This is a genomic window from Shewanella waksmanii (genome assembly GCF_043643685.1).
In the GTDB taxonomy this organism is placed as follows: domain Bacteria; phylum Pseudomonadota; class Gammaproteobacteria; order Enterobacterales; family Shewanellaceae; genus Shewanella; species Shewanella waksmanii_A.
In genome coordinates, this window is record NZ_JBHZSN010000005.1 from 217750 (window position 1) to 237220 (window position 19471).

14 protein-coding genes are annotated in these 19471 nt (G+C 47.5%); 9 read left to right on the top strand and 5 right to left on the bottom strand.

Annotated features, from left to right (window positions below; all coding sequences use genetic code 11):
• From ACHUFW_RS09750 to ACHUFW_RS09760, 3 genes are all read left to right on the top strand, one after another.
• Positions 1-1571, top strand: a 1571-nt coding sequence (locus ACHUFW_RS09750; RefSeq protein ID WP_394202594.1) for an efflux RND transporter periplasmic adaptor subunit, incomplete at its 5' end; no start/stop codon positions are given.
• 11 nt (positions 1572-1582) lie between these two features.
• Positions 1583-4717: an efflux RND transporter permease subunit gene (locus ACHUFW_RS09755; RefSeq protein ID WP_394202596.1), complete on the top strand. Its 3135-nt coding sequence runs from the start codon at positions 1583-1585 to the stop codon at positions 4715-4717.
• A gap of 79 nt (positions 4718-4796) precedes the next feature.
• Complete coding sequence (locus ACHUFW_RS09760; RefSeq protein ID WP_394202598.1) at positions 4797-5816, top strand: ribonuclease T2 family protein; 1020 nt, start codon at positions 4797-4799, stop codon at positions 5814-5816.
• On the opposite strand, the gene ACHUFW_RS09765 is transcribed toward ACHUFW_RS09760, so the two are convergent.
• Complete coding sequence (locus ACHUFW_RS09765) at positions 5813-6595, bottom strand: VOC family protein (RefSeq protein WP_394202599.1); 783 nt, start codon at positions 6593-6595, stop codon at positions 5813-5815. The two genes, ACHUFW_RS09760 and ACHUFW_RS09765, sit on opposite strands and share 4 nt — an antisense overlap.
• Before the next feature lie 286 nt (positions 6596-6881).
• On the opposite strand from ACHUFW_RS09765, the gene ACHUFW_RS09770 reads away from it, so the two are divergent.
• The gene (locus tag ACHUFW_RS09770; RefSeq protein ID WP_394202600.1) at positions 6882-8075 is read left to right on the top strand and encodes a GGDEF domain-containing protein; all 1194 of its coding nucleotides are present in this window, start codon (positions 6882-6884) and stop codon (positions 8073-8075) included.
• Between the two features lie 43 nt (positions 8076-8118).
• Here ACHUFW_RS09770 and ACHUFW_RS09775 read toward each other — a convergent pair whose 3' ends face one another.
• Both ACHUFW_RS09775 and ACHUFW_RS09780 read right to left on the bottom strand, forming a co-directional pair.
• Positions 8119-9342 (bottom strand): HlyD family secretion protein, encoded by a 1224-nt coding sequence (locus ACHUFW_RS09775; protein WP_394202602.1) that lies wholly within the window; start codon positions 9340-9342, stop codon positions 8119-8121.
• Positions 9343-9345: 3 nt separating this feature from the next.
• Positions 9346-9669: an MFS transporter gene (locus ACHUFW_RS09780; protein WP_394202603.1), complete on the bottom strand. Its 324-nt coding sequence runs from the start codon at positions 9667-9669 to the stop codon at positions 9346-9348.
• Between the two features lie 127 nt (positions 9670-9796).
• Here ACHUFW_RS09780 and ACHUFW_RS09785 point away from each other — a divergent pair, with 127 nt between their 5' ends.
• Positions 9797-10834, top strand: a complete 1038-nt coding sequence (locus tag ACHUFW_RS09785) for an AraC family transcriptional regulator (RefSeq protein ID WP_394202605.1) — start codon at positions 9797-9799, stop codon at positions 10832-10834.
• A 5-nt stretch (positions 10835-10839) separates the two neighbouring features.
• On the opposite strand, the gene mtr is transcribed toward ACHUFW_RS09785, so the two are convergent.
• Together mtr and plsB are read right to left on the bottom strand one after the other, a co-directional pair.
• Positions 10840-12096, bottom strand: a complete 1257-nt coding sequence (gene mtr / locus ACHUFW_RS09790; protein ID WP_394202607.1) for a tryptophan permease — start codon at positions 12094-12096, stop codon at positions 10840-10842.
• A 5-nt stretch (positions 12097-12101) separates the two neighbouring features.
• Positions 12102-14516, bottom strand: coding sequence for a glycerol-3-phosphate 1-O-acyltransferase PlsB (gene plsB, locus ACHUFW_RS09795; RefSeq protein WP_394202608.1), 2415 nt, complete (start codon positions 14514-14516; stop codon positions 12102-12104).
• 266 nt (positions 14517-14782) lie between these two features.
• On the opposite strand from plsB, the gene lexA reads away from it, so the two are divergent.
• From lexA to ctaD, 4 genes are all read left to right on the top strand, one after another.
• Entirely contained in the window at positions 14783-15400 is a 618-nt protein-coding gene (gene lexA, locus ACHUFW_RS09800) for a transcriptional repressor LexA (protein ID WP_394202610.1), read from the top strand.
• Complete coding sequence (locus ACHUFW_RS09805) at positions 15397-15891, top strand: cell division inhibitor SulA (protein ID WP_394202612.1); 495 nt, start codon at positions 15397-15399, stop codon at positions 15889-15891. The genes lexA and ACHUFW_RS09805 overlap by 4 nt, the downstream gene beginning before the upstream one ends.
• A gap of 406 nt (positions 15892-16297) precedes the next feature.
• Complete coding sequence (coxB, locus tag ACHUFW_RS09810) at positions 16298-17857, top strand: cytochrome c oxidase subunit II (protein WP_394202613.1); 1560 nt, start codon at positions 16298-16300, stop codon at positions 17855-17857.
• Positions 17858-17866: 9 nt separating this feature from the next.
• Entirely contained in the window at positions 17867-19471 is a 1605-nt protein-coding gene (gene ctaD / locus ACHUFW_RS09815; RefSeq protein ID WP_394202614.1) for a cytochrome c oxidase subunit I, read from the top strand.

Consider the following 19471-nt stretch of genomic DNA (forward strand, 5'->3'; position numbering starts at 1 on the left):
AGGTCACCAGCCATGAAGCTGGACGTTGCCCTAAGTGCAACATGTTCCTAGTGAGCGAAGAGGAGGAAGAGAGTAGCGGCGACGAGCAGGCCAGCGAGCACAAGTACTACTGCCCGATGCACCCCGAGGTCACCAGCCATGAAGCTGGACGTTGCCCTAAGTGCAACATGTTCCTAGTGAGCGAAGAGGAGGAAGAGAGTAGCAGCGACGAGCAGGCCAGCGAGCACAAGTACTACTGCCCGATGCACCCCGAGGTCACTAGCCATGAAGCGGGACGTTGCCCCAAGTGCAACATGTTCCTGATAACAGATGAGGCGAATGATGACAACCACGCAGGACATGATCATGGTAGCCACAATAACCCCGATGCCACAGACCCTCTAAGCCAGCCTAAGCCCAGCTTGCTGCCTGCAGCGCAATCAAGTGGCGAAGGCAATGTCAAATATGTCTGTCCAATGCATCCACACGTGGTTTCTGACACGCCTAGTACCTGCCCAATCTGTGGCATGAACTTAGAGAAAGTGACCATGGGTGAAGTGGGCGAAGAGGTAGTCGTTGGGATCAGCGGCGGTATGCAGCAAGCACTTGGCATGCGCACTGAAACCATTGGCAAAGAAACCCTATGGAAACTAGTAAAAACCATAGGGACAGTACAATACAACGAAAATGAGATTGGCCATGCCCATACCCGCGTGAGCGGCTGGATTGAAAACCTGATGGTGCACAATATTGGCCAGCAGGTGAAAAAGGGGCAATTGCTGTATGAGCTGTATTCTCCTGAGCTTATCAATGCCCAAGATGACTACATGCAAGCCTTTGATTACCTGAAGCAGGATAAAAAGCGGGGCCAAGAGCTACTGAGAAAAGCACGGCTTCGCCTTGAACTGCTCGGTGTCAGTAATCACACTATCAAGCAGCTAGAGCGCAGTGGTGAAACCATCTACCGCATTCCATTTTATGCACAACAAGATGGTGTCGTGAGCCAGCTCACCGTGCGCCATGGCATGTATGTACAACCGGGTGATACCCTATTTGAAATTGTCGATCTCAGCAGCGTATGGGTCATAGCCGATGTTTTTGAAAATGAGCAGAGCTGGTTAGAACTTGGCAGGCCGGTAGAGGTGACCTCTGCCGCTCAAGGCTTATTCGATCTCGAATCGACTATTGATTATATCTACCCAGAGTTAGACCCCATCTCCCGAGCGATGCGAGTGCGGATCAAACTCGATAACCAAGAGCAAAACCTAAGACCTGGCACCCTCGTCGATGTCAAACTCTTTGGTGGACCAGAGCGCAACGTCCTCACTGTGCCAACAGAAGCACTGATCCTCACCGGTCGAGAAAATCGCGTTGTTGTGCAGCGTGACGATAACCGCTTCGCCTCTGTTAAAGTCAAAGTGGGCATGATCGCCCAAGGTAAAGCTGAGATCATCGAAGGACTGCAAGCGGGTGACAAGGTGATTGTCTCTGGCCAGTTCCTCATCGATTCTGAAGCCAGTATTCAAGGTAGCTTACAGCGACTCAGCGGGGGCAATACTGCCACTGAAGCCGATCCGCATGCTCATCACTAATAGGAGGCACTATGTTAGAGAAGATAATTAGCGCCTCCATCAAACAAAGAGCGATGGTGTTGCTGATGACCGCGGTCATCGCCCTAGTGGGCTATCAAGCGATGCGCACCACTCCGCTAGATGCCCTACCGGATCTGTCGGATGTGCAGGTGATAGTCAAAACCTCCTACCCAGGTCAGGCACCACAACTGGTAGAAGATCAGGTGACCTATCCGCTGTCGACAGCCATGCTGGCGGTACCCGGTGCAAAAACCGTACGGGGTTTTTCGATGTTTGGCGATTCTTACGTCTACATCATTTTTGAAGATGGCACCGATATCTATTGGGCCCGTTCGCGGGTACTAGAGTACCTGTCTCAAACCCAAGGTCAGCTCCCGGATGGCGTAACACCGACACTGGGCCCAGATGCATCCGGTGTCGGCTGGGTATTTCAATATGCCTTGGTCGACAGAAAAGGTCAGCATGATCTCGCGCAGCTGCGTTCCTTACAAGATTGGTTTTTAAAACTTGAGCTGCAAAGCGTGGCTGGCGTGTCAGAGATCGCCACCATCGGCGGCATGGAGCAGTCGTACCAGATCATCGTCGACCCACATAAGTTAGCCCTCTATCAAATCGACTTGATGACGGTAAAAAATGCGCTGGATAACTCCAATAGCTCCACTGGCGGCTCAGTGATTGAGATGGCAGAGGCGGAGTATATGATCAGCTCCACCGGTTATCGCCAGAGTCTGGCCGATTTTGCCGAGATCCCACTGGGTATTGTGTCTGAATCCGGTACTCCAGTATTAATGAAAGATGTGGCGCAGCTGCGCACTGGCCCTTCTGCCCGTCGCGGCATTGCCGAACTTGATGGTGAAGGTGAGGTCGTCGGCGGTATCGTGGTGATGCGCTACGGCGAAAATGCCCTGCAGACAATCAATAACGTCAAGCAGAAGCTCACTGAGATCGAAAATGGTCTGCCTGATGGTGTCGAGTTAGTGATCACCTACGACAGATCTGAGCTGATCCTTAATTCAGTCAACAACCTGAAGAACAAGGTGATTGAAGAGATGTTGGTGGTGGGCTTCATCTGCCTCATCTTCCTGCTTCACGCACGCTCGACCCTCGTTGCCATCATCTCGCTGCCCATCTCGATTCTGATCAGCTTTATCGTGATGAGAATGATCGGTGTCAACGCCAATATCATGAGCTTGGGTGGCATCGCCATTGCCATCGGCGCGGTGGTCGATGCGGCCATCGTAATGGTTGAGAATGTGCATAAGCATCTGGAGCAATATAGGAAAAAACACAATGGCCAACCGCCGACCGGTGAAGCCCATTGGAACTTGGTCAGAAAAGCCTCTGTCGAAGTGGGGCCGGCGCTGTTCTTTAGCCTACTGATCATCACCCTTAGCTTCATTCCAGTGTTTGCACTAGAAGCACAAGAGGGACGACTATTCCACCCCTTGGCCTACACCAAAACCTTTGCCATGGCGGCCTCAGCTATCTTAGCCATCACCCTGATCCCAGTGTTAATGGGTTATTTTGTTCGCGGAAAAATCCCCGATGAGAAACGAAACCCCCTAAGCCGTATCTTAATCGCTCTGTATGAACCCGTGCTAAAACTGGTACTGAACTTTCCTAAGGTCAGCATACTGTTAGCCTTAATAGTACTGGGGAGTGCTGTTTACCCCATGAGCAAGATGGGCAGTGAATTCATGCCGGAGCTGGAGGAGGGTGATCTACTGTACATGCCAACCACCCTGCCAGCGGTGAGTTCAGGTAAAGCAGCGGAAATCTTACAGCAAACCGATAGGCTGATTAAAACCATTCCCGAAGTCAAACGCGTGTTTGGTAAAGTCGGTCGCGCTGAAACCGCTACTGACCCTGCGCCGCTGACCATGCTGGAGACCACCATCATGCTCAACCCTCGTGACACTTGGCGTGAAGGGATGACACTGGAGGGGATTATCGCCGAACTGCAGCGTACGGTTCGCGTACCGGGCATGACCAATGCTTGGGTACAGCCAATTAAAACCCGTATTGATATGCTGTCAACCGGTGTGCGAACGCCTGTCGGTATCAAGATATCCGGCTCTGATATTGATGAGTTGCAACGCATCGGTACTGAGATAGAAGCGGTAGTGAGCAAGGTACCAGGCACGCTATCTGCGTTTGCTCAGCGCACCAGCGGTGGCCGCTACATCGACATCGAGCCCAACCTGAAAAATGCCGCTCGCTACGGCATGACATTAAAAGATATCCAAGATGTGGTGCAGATGGCGATTGGTGGTATGGAGGTGGGTCAGTCCGTTCAAGGGCAGGAGCGTTACCCGATTAACATTCGCTACCCACGAGAACTCAGAGACAATATTGAAAAACTCAAAGACCTACCTGTACTGACCAAAACAGGTAAATACCTGCCACTGGGTAACCTTGCCAGTATCAGCATCAGTGATGGTGCGCCGATGCTGGCCAGTGAAAACGGTCGTTTGATCAGCTGGGTGTTTGTCGACTTAGCGGATATTTCCATTGGTGAATATATCGACTTAGCGAGACAAGCGCTGGATGAGCAGATCACGCTACCGGCACGCTACAGCTACAGCTTTGCTGGTCAATATGAGTATATGCAGCGTGTTGAAGCTAAAATGCAATTGGTGATCCCACTGATGCTGGCGGTGATTTTCATGCTACTGATGATGACCTTTAGCTCATTTGTACAAGCCTCGATGATCATGTTAAGTCTACCATTTGCCTTGGTGGGCAGTGCCTGGTTGCTGTTCCTACTGGACTTCAACTTATCCGTTGCTGTATCCGTGGGTATGATCGCCCTCGCCGGCGTCGCCGCAGAGTTTGGTGTAGTCATGTTGGTGTACCTCAACAATGCCATCAAACAACGTAAAGAAGAAGGCAACTTCAATACGGTCAACGACCTAAAACTGGCACTCATTGAAGGAGCTGTCATGCGGATTCGCCCGAAAGCGATGACCGTCGCCACCATCTTTTTCGGCTTATTGCCGATCATGTGGGGCGCCGGGGCCGGTAATGACGTGATGCAAAAAATTGCCGCGCCGATGGTTGGCGGTATGGTGACAGCACCGTTGTTGTCACTGTTTGTGTTACCTGCTCTTTATCTAATAATTTACCGTCGTAAATTGGTGCCATAATCACACATTCGCGCACGGCTCATTGCCGTGCGCACTTGCCCCTGTGGTAACCTTAAGCCAATCAGGTTAACCTCTCGCTATGATGACAACTTACAAACACGCCGCACAAATCTGGCTATGCTCACTGCCAACACTCATGTTCACTCTGGCATTAACTGGCCAAGCTTGGTCTGCAGAAATCAATATCACCCAAGGCTGCCCGCTATATCAATCGAAAAACAAACAAACCAACCCTGATGATCGGCAGGCGCAAGTCGCTGACAGTTTTCGAGTAGTACAAACCTTAGGCCCCCAAAGTGCCCCAACGTGGGTAAGAGTAGACACAAAAGCGACACCACACCCCTTACGCTGGATTGAAGCGAAATGTACAAATATTGCACAGAACAAGCCAGCAATATCGTTAAACTCTCAGGGAGCTAGCAGCAATCAATGTCAAATAGCGCAGCAGTACGACAGTCATGTGCTGGCATTAAGCTGGCAAGCTGGGTTCTGCGCCACCCGCGGCAAGCAACGAAAAGAGTGCCAACAAGCTAACAATCAGCATCCGAGCGCAAGCCAGTTTAGTCTTCATGGCTTGTGGCCAAATCGTCAAACTTGCGGGATTAGCTATGGATATTGCGCCAAGATCCGCAAACAGCCAAGTCAGTTCTGCGACTACCCTGCGATTAACTTAACTTCCCAAACCCGTCAGCAATTGCAGCAGCTGATGCCAAGCGCTGAATTTGGCACTTGTTTGCAGCGACACGAATGGTGGAAACATGGGAGTTGTCGAGACCAAACACCAGAGCAATATTACCAACTGGCGATAAGGCTCACTGAGCAGGTGAATCAAACCTCATTAGTAAAGGAGTTTATCGCCAAAAATCGCGGTAAAACGGTTTCACGCAAGCAGTTTAATCAGGCAATTGACCAAAGCTTTGGCCAAAACAGTTATCGCCATATCAGCTTGCAGTGTCGCCATGGTCAATTAGTTGAAATACAGATGCAATTGCCAAAGCAGTTGCTTGGGCAGCCAATATCAAGCTTATTATCAACTGCCAAGCGTGCCCGCAAAGGTTCTTGCGGACAACATTTTCAAATCGGCCAGTACCCTAACTAACTGGGTGTCGTTAAGGTAATCACCGAAAACACGCCGCCTTGAGGGTCGTTAAGTACCGCAAAACGACCCACATTGGCAATATCGGTAGGCGGTACGCAAACCTTGCCGCCTAACTCTGCGGCTTTCGCTGCACTGGCGTCACAATTCTCGACCATAAAATAGCTCATCCAATGGGCGGGGAGATCGCCCCACTCTTCGGTCATCGCCATCATTCCACCCTGTGGTCCCGCTGATGTATGCCACTCGGTATATTCAAAGCCCGACATGTCTTGTACGCTCGATTGCCAGCCAAATACTTTGGTATAAAACTCACCGGCTTTCTGGGTATCTCGACAGGCTAGCTCAACCCAGCATAATGTACTGTTCTCATCTTTACGCATACATCCCACATGTTGCTTAGCTTGCCATATTGAGAAGTGTGCGCCCTCTGGATCTTGACACAACACCATACTGCCTGCGTCCCCCACATCATGTGGCCCCATCACCACACTACCTCCATGCTGCTGAACTAACTGGGCGCTGGCGGCAACATCGGCCACAGCAAAGTAAATCCCCCAATGGGTAGGAGTATCCGCTTGTGCCATAAATTCAGGCATTTGAAACATCGCGCCCACGTCATCCTCACCGAGGGTAAACATGGTATAAACCCCTTCTGGCATCGGCATATCTTTTAATCCCCAATCAAACAAAGCGGAGTAAAAATGTCTTGCAGATAAGGCATCATTGCTGGCGAGTTCAACCCAGCAGGGCTGGCCGGGTTGGTAACTTGATACTTTCATATACTTGTCCTTGTATTGCGCTTGCTCATGTTGAGTCGATAAACTTTAGTTAAGCGGGTTTTACCGTTGCTGTCTATGCCAACAATGAGCAAATTGACCCGCCAGCAGCAACCCTCCCTACGCACCAATGCATTATCATGGACATCCTCACTGCAATCACGTACAAATATCAGTAACGACTTCATTTACTTAAGCAAGTGTCGTTCTACTAATAACAACAGCATTAACGGCCTTTTTAATCATGGCCACAACAGCGCGACATGATTGCGTTTATCAGGAGAGAGCTTTGGGCGCTTTTATTCATGGCTGCCGCTATGTCGGTATCCCTATGCTAGGCACTTTGCTAGCATTAACCGCGCTATATTTCTCGCAGAATAATTGGCAGCAATGGCTATCCAGTATTAACTATGTTCCATATTGGTTGCTGACCATCACCTCTGTGCTCGCCATTCAGTTTAACCGCAGCCGACTGGCCTATATCGGGCTTTTGTTACTGGTATACTTTAGCGCGATACAGTTACAGTGGCTAAGCCAGACAGCCCAGGCGCTATATCAAGATGTATGGGTCATCGCCGTGGCGCTCGCAGTTGGTGTGTTATTGTTATGCAAAGATCGCGGCTTATTATCTGCACATACTTTAATTCGCATAGCCGCTATCGCCATATGTTTTGCTTTTGGCTACTTTTGGCTAAGATCTCTCGATGATATCAATGGGTTTGTAGCACAAACATTCGCCATTACACTCGATCCAACCGTACAAATCTATGCACCTGTCGCTTTGATGGCAATCATCGTATTGGCGCGGACTTTCTGGCAACCTAATTTGGTTAATAGCGCCATTAGCGTGACTTTCATCCTTTGGGGGATTCATAGTGCCTATCCGCAACTATTGCCAACTAGCGTGTTACTCAGTGTCATTGCCAGTGTTTACCTGGTTACCATTTTGGTTGATTCGTACTTTCTCGCCTATCGAGATGAGCTCACCGGCCTGCCTTCTCGGCGGGCGTTATATAATTTAGTGCTGTCTTTAGGCCGAACTTATAGTGTAGCCATGGTCGATATCGATCACTTCAAAAAGTTTAACGATACCTATGGACATGATGTTGGCGATCAAGTGTTGAAACTGGTGGCAGCGAAGCTGGCAAAAGTCACAGGGAATGGCAAAGTATTTCGTTATGGCGGTGAAGAATTCACCATCGTTTTCCCTCGCAAGCAGACCGATCAAACCTTAACCCATTTAGAAGAAGTAAGAGAATCTATCGAGGCATATCAAATTGTGCTGCGCGATGATAAACGCCAACAACAAAGCAAACAAACCCGCGGCAAGACCAACAACAAGCACCAAAAAACTGTCAGTGTCACTGTGTCTATTGGCGTTGCTGAGCACCTAAAAGGACAAACGTTCGATGAGTGTATGAAAGTGGCCGATGAAGCCCTGTACAAAGCCAAGAAAAAAGGCCGCAACCAAGTTTGTCACTGATAACAAAGAGCAGGCCAAGCCTTTTGCTTGGCCTGCTTTGGTATTAAATTGAATAGAAGTAGTAAATTTGTGACTTCATGCGGATGATAATGCCGCGAATCACATCCAAAAACGCCAGAAACGCTATTGGCTTTTCACCGGATATCCAAGCCAGTCCAACCGACCCAACCGGAATGTCGTAATCTGGCGTTTCATGTAACTTCAAACGCACAAAATGATGCTTGTTATTGACGTTACGCACCGTAGTTTGACGAACGTTATCATCGACAGCTAACAGTCGCCCTTGAGATTCACCCGTTGCTTCAACAATCCCTTCCACTTCCGCACTGAAAATTTTGCCAGGAAACACTGCCGAAGTGAATTCGGCCATTTGACCCACTTTTATGTTTCTAATGGCCTGATGATTAACTCGCATCAACACGTACTTTTCATTGGTGTACATTTGCAGTCGCGGCACTAAACCAATCAGTTGACCTTCACGCATAATGAAGTTCGTCACAAAGCCATCAGCTGGTGCATGGATTTTGGTATGTTCAAGGTTCCACTGGGCTTGAGCCACATTTTCCTGTTCACCACGCAGCTCGGCTGCACGCGTTTTTACACTCAATTGCGCTTTTTCAATCTCTAGGCCACTTTTGTGTAGTGTCAATTGCGCTTGTTCAATCTGAGATTGATAAGTATCAACTTGGGCTTTAGCGATATCAATCGCATTGGTTTGCTCATCAAACTGACTCTGGGATACTGTATCTTCTACCACTCGATTTTGCTCAACAAAGCGTGCTAGCGTCTTCTGCTTCCAAATTAAATCTTTCTGCGCTGCAGCGAGTTGATTCTGCCTCATGGCAATATCTGAACGCGCTGTCTGCTGATTTTTATGTGCTAATTTGACATCTTCTTTGGCGACAAACAGCGCCACTTGCGCTGCTTCTTGAGCAACTTGCGCCTTATTTAACGCAATCTGATAAGGTTCATCATCCAATTCATAGATCAGTTGCCCCTTTTCAATCTGCTGGTTAGGTGAGATATGAATATGTTCAACTTGGCCTTTGATTTTGGTTGAAGCTGGACGTAATTGAATATGCGGTGATTGCACCACCGAGCCGCCAGACACATCCATCGGGCTATAATTTAATAAGCCCACCCAAACAAACAATAACCAGCTGCCGCCCCCCACGTAAGCAAAGCTTTTGCTATACACATTCCACGGCATACCAATTAAACGCAGGATATAGATAAACAGCGCCCAGAGCGCTAAACCTTCTAACATGACTTAGCCCTCTTTTGATGTCGCAGTATTACCCGCTTCACCATGCCATATATCACGAATACGGATCAGGGCTTTTTCTGCATCTAAAAAGGCCACAATAACGGCAATAACCCACACCCAGTGCCACACAAAACCTATCCAGGTGAGCGCGGTGATCAGGCCTATCTGTTGATGTTGTTTTTTGTGGGCTTTATTGATGGGCAGCTCATGAATTTTCCAAAATCCATAGCCTACCGCAGCAACCGTTGCCACCATAAATATCGTACTAATGACATGTAAGGTGGTATCAACCCCACTATCAACAAATGGCATCGCCATTAAACTCATATTTGCTTCCCCAAAACGTTCTTGATCTTGGCTATTTTGACAAAGTCTATATAAGCAACAACAGCACCAATCTATTTATATCAAATTTAGTCTATAATTGATTACTTCTGACTTAATGATGGCAACAATGAAATCTGATATTGCTTTTATACGCATGTGTTATATCAAGGTACTGCTGGCACCGGTGTTTGACCGTTTTGCTATCAGCGCACCTGATCTAGGCATTCCCCGCGCACTCTATGCTGACCCGATGGCACTGGTCCCCATGGCAGAATGCTTAAGCTGGTTCGCCAAAATACAAACCCTGTGTGGTGATGATTACATATGCTCTATTGCAGATAAGCTCAGCTTGGCGCACATGGATGTACCTGGAAATTGGTTTCTTTCCGCACCAGACTTTGCCGTCAGCTTACGGCGTATTAACTACGGCTTATCTTCGTTCCAGTCAGGCAGCAGTTACTACGTGATTCAGTCTGGCCGCATCATTAAATGGTGTTACAGCAATCGTTATGCAGAAGGACAACAACGCAACTATGACTCTTTTCGAGTCGCGATGACGCTACTCAACACCATGCGTCACCACCTAGGTGACGATTTTACGCCCCATAAAATCCACCTCAGCGGCCCCACTTTGCAGCACTTACAGTTAGAAAAAGTTTTTGGTTGCCCAGTGGTCTATAACACAGGGCAGACAGAGATTTGGGCCGATAACACCGTACTTTTACAGTCTCGGCATACTGAGTGGCTAGACAATCCAACCTTAACCATGCCACTGTCTTTATTTGAAAAATACCTCAACATGCCACAGCCGGATGACACGCCAAAAATACTCTATGAATTAGTTAATTACTGCCGATATTATGGCTTACCTAGTATCGATGATGTCGCCGAGAAAATTGGCTTGTCCAAACAACAATTGCAGCGGCGCTTGCAAGCTAAAGGCTTTAGCTTTATCTATTTACGCGGCTATGTATTGAGTAACCAAGCAGTAAAATACATGCTTGAAGGAAAACAGGTTGAAGAGATAAGCCAACTACTTGGCTATGGCAATAAGCAGAGTTTTAGTAAGGCCTTCAAAACCTTCCGGCTTTGTACCCCACAGCAATACCTTACACGTTTAAAGCAACATGCAGATCTCGCAGGAAACCCAACAAGACCTGCATAAAAGCATTAACCATATACAGGTAACAAATCGGCCATCGCCAGTAAATGACAGGCACCAGTGATAATACCAAAGGCAATCACTATCACAATCACTGTGGTACCACCTGGCACACGATAACTGTCACTATCAGCGAACATCTTCCGCGCCTTGTGTGCCATCAGAGCCGGCACAATAGCGGCCCAGATAGTCGCTGCCAATGCAGCAAAACCAATTGCGATTAAGAAACCATTTGGAAACAGTAAACCGAGTATGGTCGGTGGTAAAAAAGTCACCGCGGCGGTTTTTAAACGTCCTACACGCGACTCATCAAAGCCAAACAAATCCGCTAGATAGTCAAATAACCCTAAAGTCACCCCAAGGAATGATGAAGCGACAGCTAGGTTAGCAAATAGCGTTAAGGTCGTGGTTAGCCAATCACTGGACATGACATCCGATAACGCTGCAACCAGCACCCCCATATTACCGCCTTTAGCAATAACATCGACGAACTCTAAGCGCGAAATATTGCCCATAGTGGCCACTAACCAGCAAAAATAGATCACAAACGCGATACCAGTACCAATCAATATCGCTTTAATAATGGTATTAGCATCTTTGCCGTAATACTTCACTAAACTCGGTACATTGCCATGGTAGCCGAAACTCACCAAACCAAAGGGTAAGGCGGCTAACAAATAAGGTAAATAGCTGGCTTCGCCGTCTGGCTCAAATAACTTGGCCGGCTCAGCGCCCATAAGTAGGTTACCCACAGCAAGGAAGAAAGTAATCACCATGCCACCCAACATGATGGTGGTTATACGATCAACCGCTTTGGTACTAATAAACACCACAAACGCTAGTCCTAGCGCAAACACTAGGCCTGCAACACTTTGCGGTAAAGCTATTCCTAGTCCCTGCAAACTGTGATTGACGATGGAGCCACCGCCACTGATGTAGGCATAAGCAAGAATGTATAAAACAAATGCGATGGATAAGCCATTCACAATCCGCCAAAAACTACCTAAGGTATCTTTAGTGAGGGTATCGAAGCTGGCGCCCGGTTCAAAATGTAGATTGGTTTCGAGCAATAAAAGCCCAGAAACCAACATACAAAACCATACAAGTACCATCATCAGTAATGAATAACTAAACCACATGCCAGCACCCACAACCGGTAGCGAGAACATGCCCGCTCCTACTGCTGTACCGGCAATAATCATTGCCCCGCCTAATATTGACTTACCTGCTACCTTATTCTTGGCAGCATTCATATGATTGGCCATTTGGCTTATTGCTCCGCAGCGACGCTGTCTACAATTGTCTGTCTCACAGAGGCTCGAAGCAAGCCGTTAGTGCGCGTGCGGATCCGCTGGATATCAGACTGATTTTTATCAGATAGGTAACCCAAATCCTTTAGCTTCACACTAAGAGTCCCATAAAGTTTTTTATCATAAAATTCGGGCGCGGTAATACCGTGTAGCGCCCCTAAACGTTGTGCCAAGGTATGGCTTTCGCGCTCTAAATCAGATCGTTCAATCTTTGGTTTATTGGCCAACAAATTGAAAATAATCGCGTAGCGTTGCAATGTTTCGCTCACGGTATTGCCAAGCAACAACATTTGGCTCATAGCATCGGCTTCAACGTTTAAGCTACTCGTTTCGTTGATCAGTTGCTGCTCGACAAACAGGTCGAGTACGCGATTGACGTATGCAGGCACATCATCGACGCCCATAAACAATTCAGCTTGCAACAGAGGGTAAAGATCTTCAACCGTTGCAATCACTTGCTGGCGATCACATGATTTTCCTTGGGTAACACAAGTGGCAATTAACGAAGGAATAATCATCAAGTGAATGATGTTATTGCGGTAATAGGTCATAGCCACCGCAATACTGTCATCAATAGAAATAATATCGCCAAGCGGATCGCTATCAAGCTTGAGCTTTTTCAATTCCAACCCTTGTTGCACCAACTTACTACCGTCACCATCTACCACAGAGGCATAATCGGTATAAGGAAGGGTTTTCAATATCGTGAGATACAGGTCTAACTGCTGCTCAAGCTGGCTGCGCTGCAGCGCATGCTGCTCTGCTGCCAACAAGGTTAAGCTGGTTAACGTCACTGAGCTAACTGCCGCAGCATCGTTGATATTGGTCATCACTTTATTGGCTAAGTTATTCACCACAGGAGTCAACCAAGTTGGCTTTTGCTCTGGATCTTTTGCCACTTCATCACGCCAATCTGGCGCTTGTTCATTCAAGAAGTTGTGTAACGTAATCGGCTCACCAAAGTTCACATAACCTTGGCCAAAGTTACCTAATTTACGAATTGCGCCAAACACTTGCCAAACAGATTCTTTCTGCTTTTTCTTACCACTGAGCTCTTTATGGTATGTCGCCACTTCCATCACGTGATCATAACCAAGGTAAACAGGCACTAAAGTCACTGGACGCTCAACGCCACGAAGTACACTGTTAACGGTCATCGCAATCATGCCGGTTTTCGGCGCCAATAAACGACCTGTACGTGAGCGACCACCTTCAGTGAAGTACTCCACTGAATAGCCTTTAGTAAACAACTGGTCTAAGTACTCTCTAAATACCGCGGTATAAAGCTTGTTGCCGCGGAAACTACGACGAATAAAGAAAGCACCACCACGGCGGAATAGCGGACCTGCAGGCCAGAAGTTAAGGTTAATACCGGCGGCAATGTGCGGTGGAACCATACCTTGATAGTACAAGATATAGGACAACAGCAAATAGTCCATGTGGCTGCGATGACAGGGTACATAGATGATTTCGTGGCCGTCGTGATGCAACTGACGGATCTGCTCTGCACCTTTAATATTGATGCCTTTGTAAAGCTTGTTCCATAACCAAGTTAGGAAACGCTCAGCGATTCTCACTAAGCTGTCAGAATAATCCGCGGCAATTTCATCGAGGTACTCCATCGCCTTAGCGCGAGCCTCTGTTTCTGAAATCTTCTTGCTGTTGGCTTCTTCAATAATGGCTTTTTTCAGAGACTCTGATTTAAGCAGCGCATGGAACAGCGCTTGACGGTTGGGCAATACCGGTCCAGTCATCACCTTACGCTGACGATGGAAATGAACTCGCGCAACACGAGACAGCTTTTGCGCAATACGTTTATCGGTACCGTGAACATCTGCCATATGCCGCAAAGACAACGCGTTGGAGAATTGCACAAAGTTGTGGCGTCCAAGGAACAAAATCATCAAACATTTACGTAGCCAAGTAGGATTTTGACGTTCCAGCACCGCGGCGCGCATCGTATCATCTTCTTTGCCGGGGGTTCTTCCCCAATACAAGCTCACAGGCACCAACTGTACATCTAACTCGGGTCGCCGTTTATGGGCGCCCAGCAAGCGCATAAATGTGCTCAAGTAAGGTGAGTTGCTAGCCCGCTGACCAAATAACGGTTTTGCTCCCTCTAAACAGACCACTCTTGGGGTCTGTTCGCCATCGACCAATAAAGGATCATAAGGGCTCGGCAAACCAAAATCGGCAGTAATTTCGCTCAGTGCGGCGATATCACTGACTGATTCTGTTTTCATTACATAAACGACGGGGCGGCTAGGATCCAAATTCAGATCTGCAAAAGGGTCGTGAGGCACAACGATAGTGTGCACTAACTTTTTTTGAATCCAGCGCAATGACTTGTGCCAAATTGAGTCTTGTTTTGACATGATTTTGTTATTTATGAGTCTCGTTGTTAGCCCCATAGAATATCAGAAAAACTCTGTAGGTCGCTATTAACGATGCACATTTCTACTTCTACAATGGGATATTGCTCCACAAAATGGACCTAATACAGCGTACACAACATACAGTCATTGCTGGGCAATGCTGCAAGCCTTTGCTGTAGTGAATAAAATTATTCACTGGTTAATACTTGCACTACAAATAATACTGTATATACTGACAGGTACTGTATGGAAAAACAGGTTTACTTATGAGACCGCTAACGCCGAGACAATCTGAGATATTAGATCTCATCAAAAATAATATTGCTGATACCGGCATGCCACCTACCCGTGCTGAAATTGCCAGAAGACTGGGTTTCAAAAGTGCCAATGCGGCTGAAGAGCACCTAAAGGCGTTAGCAAAAAAGGGCTGTATTGAAATCATCCCCGGCACCTCTCGTGGTATTCGTTTGACCCAAGAAGAAGACGAGTCAGAGTCAGGCCTGCCATTAATTGGTCAAGTCGCTGCGGGTGAGCCCATTTTGGCGCAAGAACATGTCGAGCAGCATTATCAGGTTGACCCTGCCATGTTTAGACCCGCCGCAGATTTTCTACTGCGAGTTCGTGGTGACAGTATGAAGGATATTGGGATTCTCGAAGGTGATTTACTGGCCGTCCATAAGATGAACCAAGCCCGAAATGGTCAAGTCGTTGTGGCTCGCGTAGAAGATGATGTGACGGTTAAACGATTTGAAAAAGTGGGCAGCAAAGTGTTACTCCATGCAGAAAATGATGCCTATGACCCAATTGAAGTCGACCTTAACTATCAGTCTCTTACGATTGAAGGCTTAGCGGTTGGAGTGATAAGAAACGGAGACTGGCAATGAGCAACTTAATCGGAACTAGCCCAAGACATCCTGGATTGTGGCATCAAGATGCCAAACTGGCTAAAGGTGTGTCACGTATGGCAAGTCATACCCAAGGTATGCAAGAGCTACAAAGCTTAACACCTGAATTAGCCAGATTAAGCCAGCAAGGTCAGTGGATAGTACTGATTAGTCCGCCAAATATTGGTTACAAACAGATGTTAGCGCAAGCTGGCGTGCGTATGGATCGTATCTTATTAGTCCATGCAAAAGATGAAGTAGAAACTTTATGGGCTATGGAGAAAGCTTTAACGAGTGGCACTTCTAGCGCGGTGATTTGTTGGTCTCCTATGCTAGATAACCGCGATAACCGACGCCTAGAGTTAGCGGCTAAAAATGCGACCGCATTAGGGGTTGTAATCGAAAGTGACAGCCAACAAATACTCAGTCAACTTGACTCAAGCGCTACCGTACATGCTGATCAAGGTTCGCTATTCAGCTGCTTTCATTGATCCCACTGTTCTAGTGAAAGCCTCCCATTGGGAGGCTTTTTTGTTGCTGTTTTTTTTGATAAAAGTTAAATATTTGATCTTGATCAAATATTAAACAGGCAGTAAGTTAAAAGAAGATAACAACGATTATTTGTTATATCCGAGCGATTTAGTCGTCACTTTCACCTCGCCAGATTGGCTTATGCAGTGGGCTCCGTGCGAGAACAAAGTAGAAATTGGACTGATATATTCAGCCGTAAGTGCATAGAGTGGTAGCCACCCGCAAAATAACAACACCGCGCTAAACCACCAACGCACTTTGAAGTCATCGTTGCTTTTTTGGGAACCGAAGAGTTTGCATAGAGCAGAGACTTACTGTGTGGCTCTTCTTTGTAGTTGCCTTCGCAATTGACAGAGGAGAAGTCTAGTGAAGCAAGTGTTGTATTATTTGCTGGCGTTGCTGTTTACGCCCCCCATATTCGCCGCTGATATGCCCCTAAATATGACAGAAGGGGTAACAGACATCAGTAATAGAGTATTCAGTCTGCATATGACGATACTTTATATTTGCTGTGCCATCGGCGTGGTCGTATTTGGTGTAATGATCTATTCAATCATTAACCATCGTCGTTCTAAAGGCGCTGTAGCCGCCAATTTCCATGACAGCACTAAAGTTGAAATAGCCTGGACGGTGATTCCATTCATCATCCTAATTTTAATGGCCATTCCTGCAACCAAAACACTGATTGCTATGGAAGATACCAGTGACGCTGATATCACCATTAAGGTCACAGGGTCACAATGGAAGTGGCACTACAGCTATTTTGACCATGACATTGAATTTTTCAGCGTGCTTTCTACGCCTAGAGATCAAATCGACGGTGATGCAACCAAAAGCGAAAATTACTTGCTCGAAGTGGATAAGCCTCTGGTGATCCCAGTCAACAAGAAAGTACGCTTTTTAATGACTTCTGATGATGTTATTCACTCTTGGTGGGTACCTGCATTTGCAGTCAAAAAAGACGCTAACCCAGGATTTATTAACGAAGCATGGACTCGAGTTGATAAACCAGGCACCTACCGCGGCCAATGTGCCGAATTATGCGGTAAAGACCATGGCTTCATGCCTGTGGTGGTTGAAGTACTATCTGAAGCTGACTTTGACGCATGGCTTGTCGCGCAAAAACAACAAGCAGCTGAAGCCGAGGCAGCTGCCAAGGCGGCGCTAAGCAGCACGTTGTCGATGGATGAGCTAATGGCCAAAGGTGAGCAAGTCTATCTTGCCAGCTGCGCCGCATGTCACCAACCCAATGGTGCTGGTCTGCCAGGTGTGTTCCCTTCCCTAATCGGTAGTCCACTGATAAAAGGCCCCGTTGCCGATCACATCGATATTGTGGTCAATGGTAAAGCAGGCACTGCGATGCAAGCCTTCGCCAAGCAGCTTACCGCAACAGAAATTGCCGCAGTCGTCACCTACGAGCGAAATGCTTGGGGAAATGATTCAGGTGATATGGTGCAAGCGGCAGATATTAGCGGTGATAGTGCAGGAAATAGCAATGGCGACACCACAACTGATCCAGCCACACCAGTAACACTGCCGGCAACACTGCCAGCAGAAGATAATACTGCCGATACTGCGGCCGCAGCGCAGGCGACTGCCGTGGTACTTGATGACCTCAGTATTGATGAGCTAATGGCTAAAGGCGAGCAAGTTTATATGACCCGCTGCGCCGCATGTCACCAAGCCGCTGGTACCGGACTACCACCCGCGTTTCCTTCTCTTGTAAAAAGTCCTGTGATCTTAGGCCCTGTCAGTGACCATCTTGAAATGGTGATCAATGGCAAGCCGGGAACAGCAATGCAGGCTTTTGGTGGCATGCTAACACCACAAGAATTAGCAGCCGTCGTTACCTATGAGCGCAATGCATGGGGCAATGACAGCGGTGATGTTGTACAAGCATCTGATGTTGATGGTCACGGAAAGTAGGGGAATCAAATGAGCACAATTACACAAGAAGCACCCACCGCTCACGACGATCACCATGATGACCATCATCATGGTGCACCAAAAGGGCTAATGCGCTGGGTTTTAACCACTAACCATAAAGATATCGGTACCTTATATTTGTGGTTCAGTTTTATTATGTTTTTAACTGGTGGTGCCATGGCAATGGTGATTCGGGCTGAGTTATTCCAGCCAGGATTACAGCTAGTTGACCCCAATTTCTTCAATCAGATGACCACTGTTCACGGTCTAATTATGGTATTTGGTGCGGTAATGCCGGCCTTTACCGGCTTAGCGAACTGGTTGATCCCAATGATGATCGGCGCCCCCGATATGGCGCTACCCAGAATGAACAACTGGAGTTTTTGGATCTTACCCTTTGCCTTCGCTATCTTACTGAGCTCGCTATTTATGGAAGGTGGTGGCCCTAACTTTGGTTGGACTTTCTACGCGCCTTTATCCACCACTTACAGCCCTGATAGTACGGCACTGTTTGTCTTTTCAGTACACATTATGGGTATTAGTTCCATCATGGGTGCCATCAACGTGGTGGTAACCATTGTTAATATGCGCGCCCCAGGCATGACATGGATGAAGTTGCCACTGTTTGTTTGGACTTGGTTAATCACCGCATTCTTGCTCATCGCAGTAATGCCGGTGTTAGCCGGAACAGTCACTATGGTGCTGACTGATAAGTATTTTGGTACTAGCTTCTTTGACGCGGCAGGCGGTGGCGATCCCGTGATGTTCCAGCATATTTTCTGGTTCTTTGGTCATCCCGAAGTGTACATCATGATTTTACCTTCTTTCGGGATTATCTCGGCCATTGTGCCCGCCTTTAGTAGGAAACCACTCTTTGGCTATGCCTCCATGGTTTATGCCACAGCCAGTATTGCGATTCTTTCCTTCTTAGTATGGGCGCACCATATGTTTACCACAGGTATGCCGGTGTTTGCAGAGCTGTTCTTTATGTACTGTACCATGCTGATTGCGGTGCCAACTGGGGTGAAGGTATTCAACTGGGTTGCCACCATGTGGCGGGGGTCAATGACTTTTGAAACACCGATGTTGTTTGCCGTGGCGTTTATCATACTGTTCACCATTGGTGGCTTCTCAGGCTTGATGCTTGCAATTACACCTGTGGACTTCCAGTACCATGATACCTACTTCGTTGTGGCTCATTTCCATTATGTGTTGGTCACCGGCGCCATATTCTCCATTATGGCAGCGGCCTATTATTGGCTGCCGAAGTGGACAGGTAACATGTACGACGAAAAACTGGGCAAAATTCACTTCTGGTGTTCGACAATCTCAGTCAATGTGCTGTTTTTCCCCATGCACTTTCTCGGCCTAGCAGGTATGCCAAGGCGTATCCCTGACTATGCCATCCAATTTGCAGATGTGAACCAGATTGTCTCGATTGGTGGATTTGCTTTCGGATTATCGCAGCTGATATTCCTCGCAGTCGTGATTAAGTGTATCCGCGGCGGTGAAAAAGCCCCAGCAAAACCATGGGATGGTGCAGAAGGACTGGAATGGACAATCGCCAGCCCAGCACCTTACCACTCATTCACCACACCACCTGAGGTGAAGTAG

Bases quoted from the DNA above. Each gene is read 5' to 3' on its own strand.
- plsB (WP_394202608.1), bottom strand. From the start codon at position 14,516: ATGTCAAAACAAGACTCAATTTGGCACAAGTCATTGCGCTGGATTCAA.
- ACHUFW_RS09780 (WP_394202603.1), bottom strand. From the start codon at position 9,669: ATGAGTTTAATGGCGATGCCATTTGTTGATAGTGGGGTTGATACCACC.
- ACHUFW_RS09775 (WP_394202602.1), bottom strand. From the start codon at position 9,342: ATGTTAGAAGGTTTAGCGCTCTGGGCGCTGTTTATCTATATCCTGCGT.
- ctaD (WP_394202614.1), top strand. From the start codon at position 17,867: ATGAGCACAATTACACAAGAAGCACCCACCGCTCACGACGATCACCAT.
- mtr (WP_394202607.1), bottom strand. From the start codon at position 12,096: ATGGCCAATCATATGAATGCTGCCAAGAATAAGGTAGCAGGTAAGTCA.
- ACHUFW_RS09805 (WP_394202612.1), top strand. From the start codon at position 15,397: ATGAGCAACTTAATCGGAACTAGCCCAAGACATCCTGGATTGTGGCAT.
- ACHUFW_RS09760 (WP_394202598.1), top strand. From the start codon at position 4,797: ATGATGACAACTTACAAACACGCCGCACAAATCTGGCTATGCTCACTG.
- ACHUFW_RS09755 (WP_394202596.1), top strand. From the start codon at position 1,583: ATGTTAGAGAAGATAATTAGCGCCTCCATCAAACAAAGAGCGATGGTG.
- lexA (WP_394202610.1), top strand. From the start codon at position 14,783: ATGAGACCGCTAACGCCGAGACAATCTGAGATATTAGATCTCATCAAA.
- ACHUFW_RS09765 (WP_394202599.1), bottom strand. From the start codon at position 6,595: ATGAAAGTATCAAGTTACCAACCCGGCCAGCCCTGCTGGGTTGAACTC.
- ACHUFW_RS09785 (WP_394202605.1), top strand. From the start codon at position 9,797: ATGAAATCTGATATTGCTTTTATACGCATGTGTTATATCAAGGTACTG.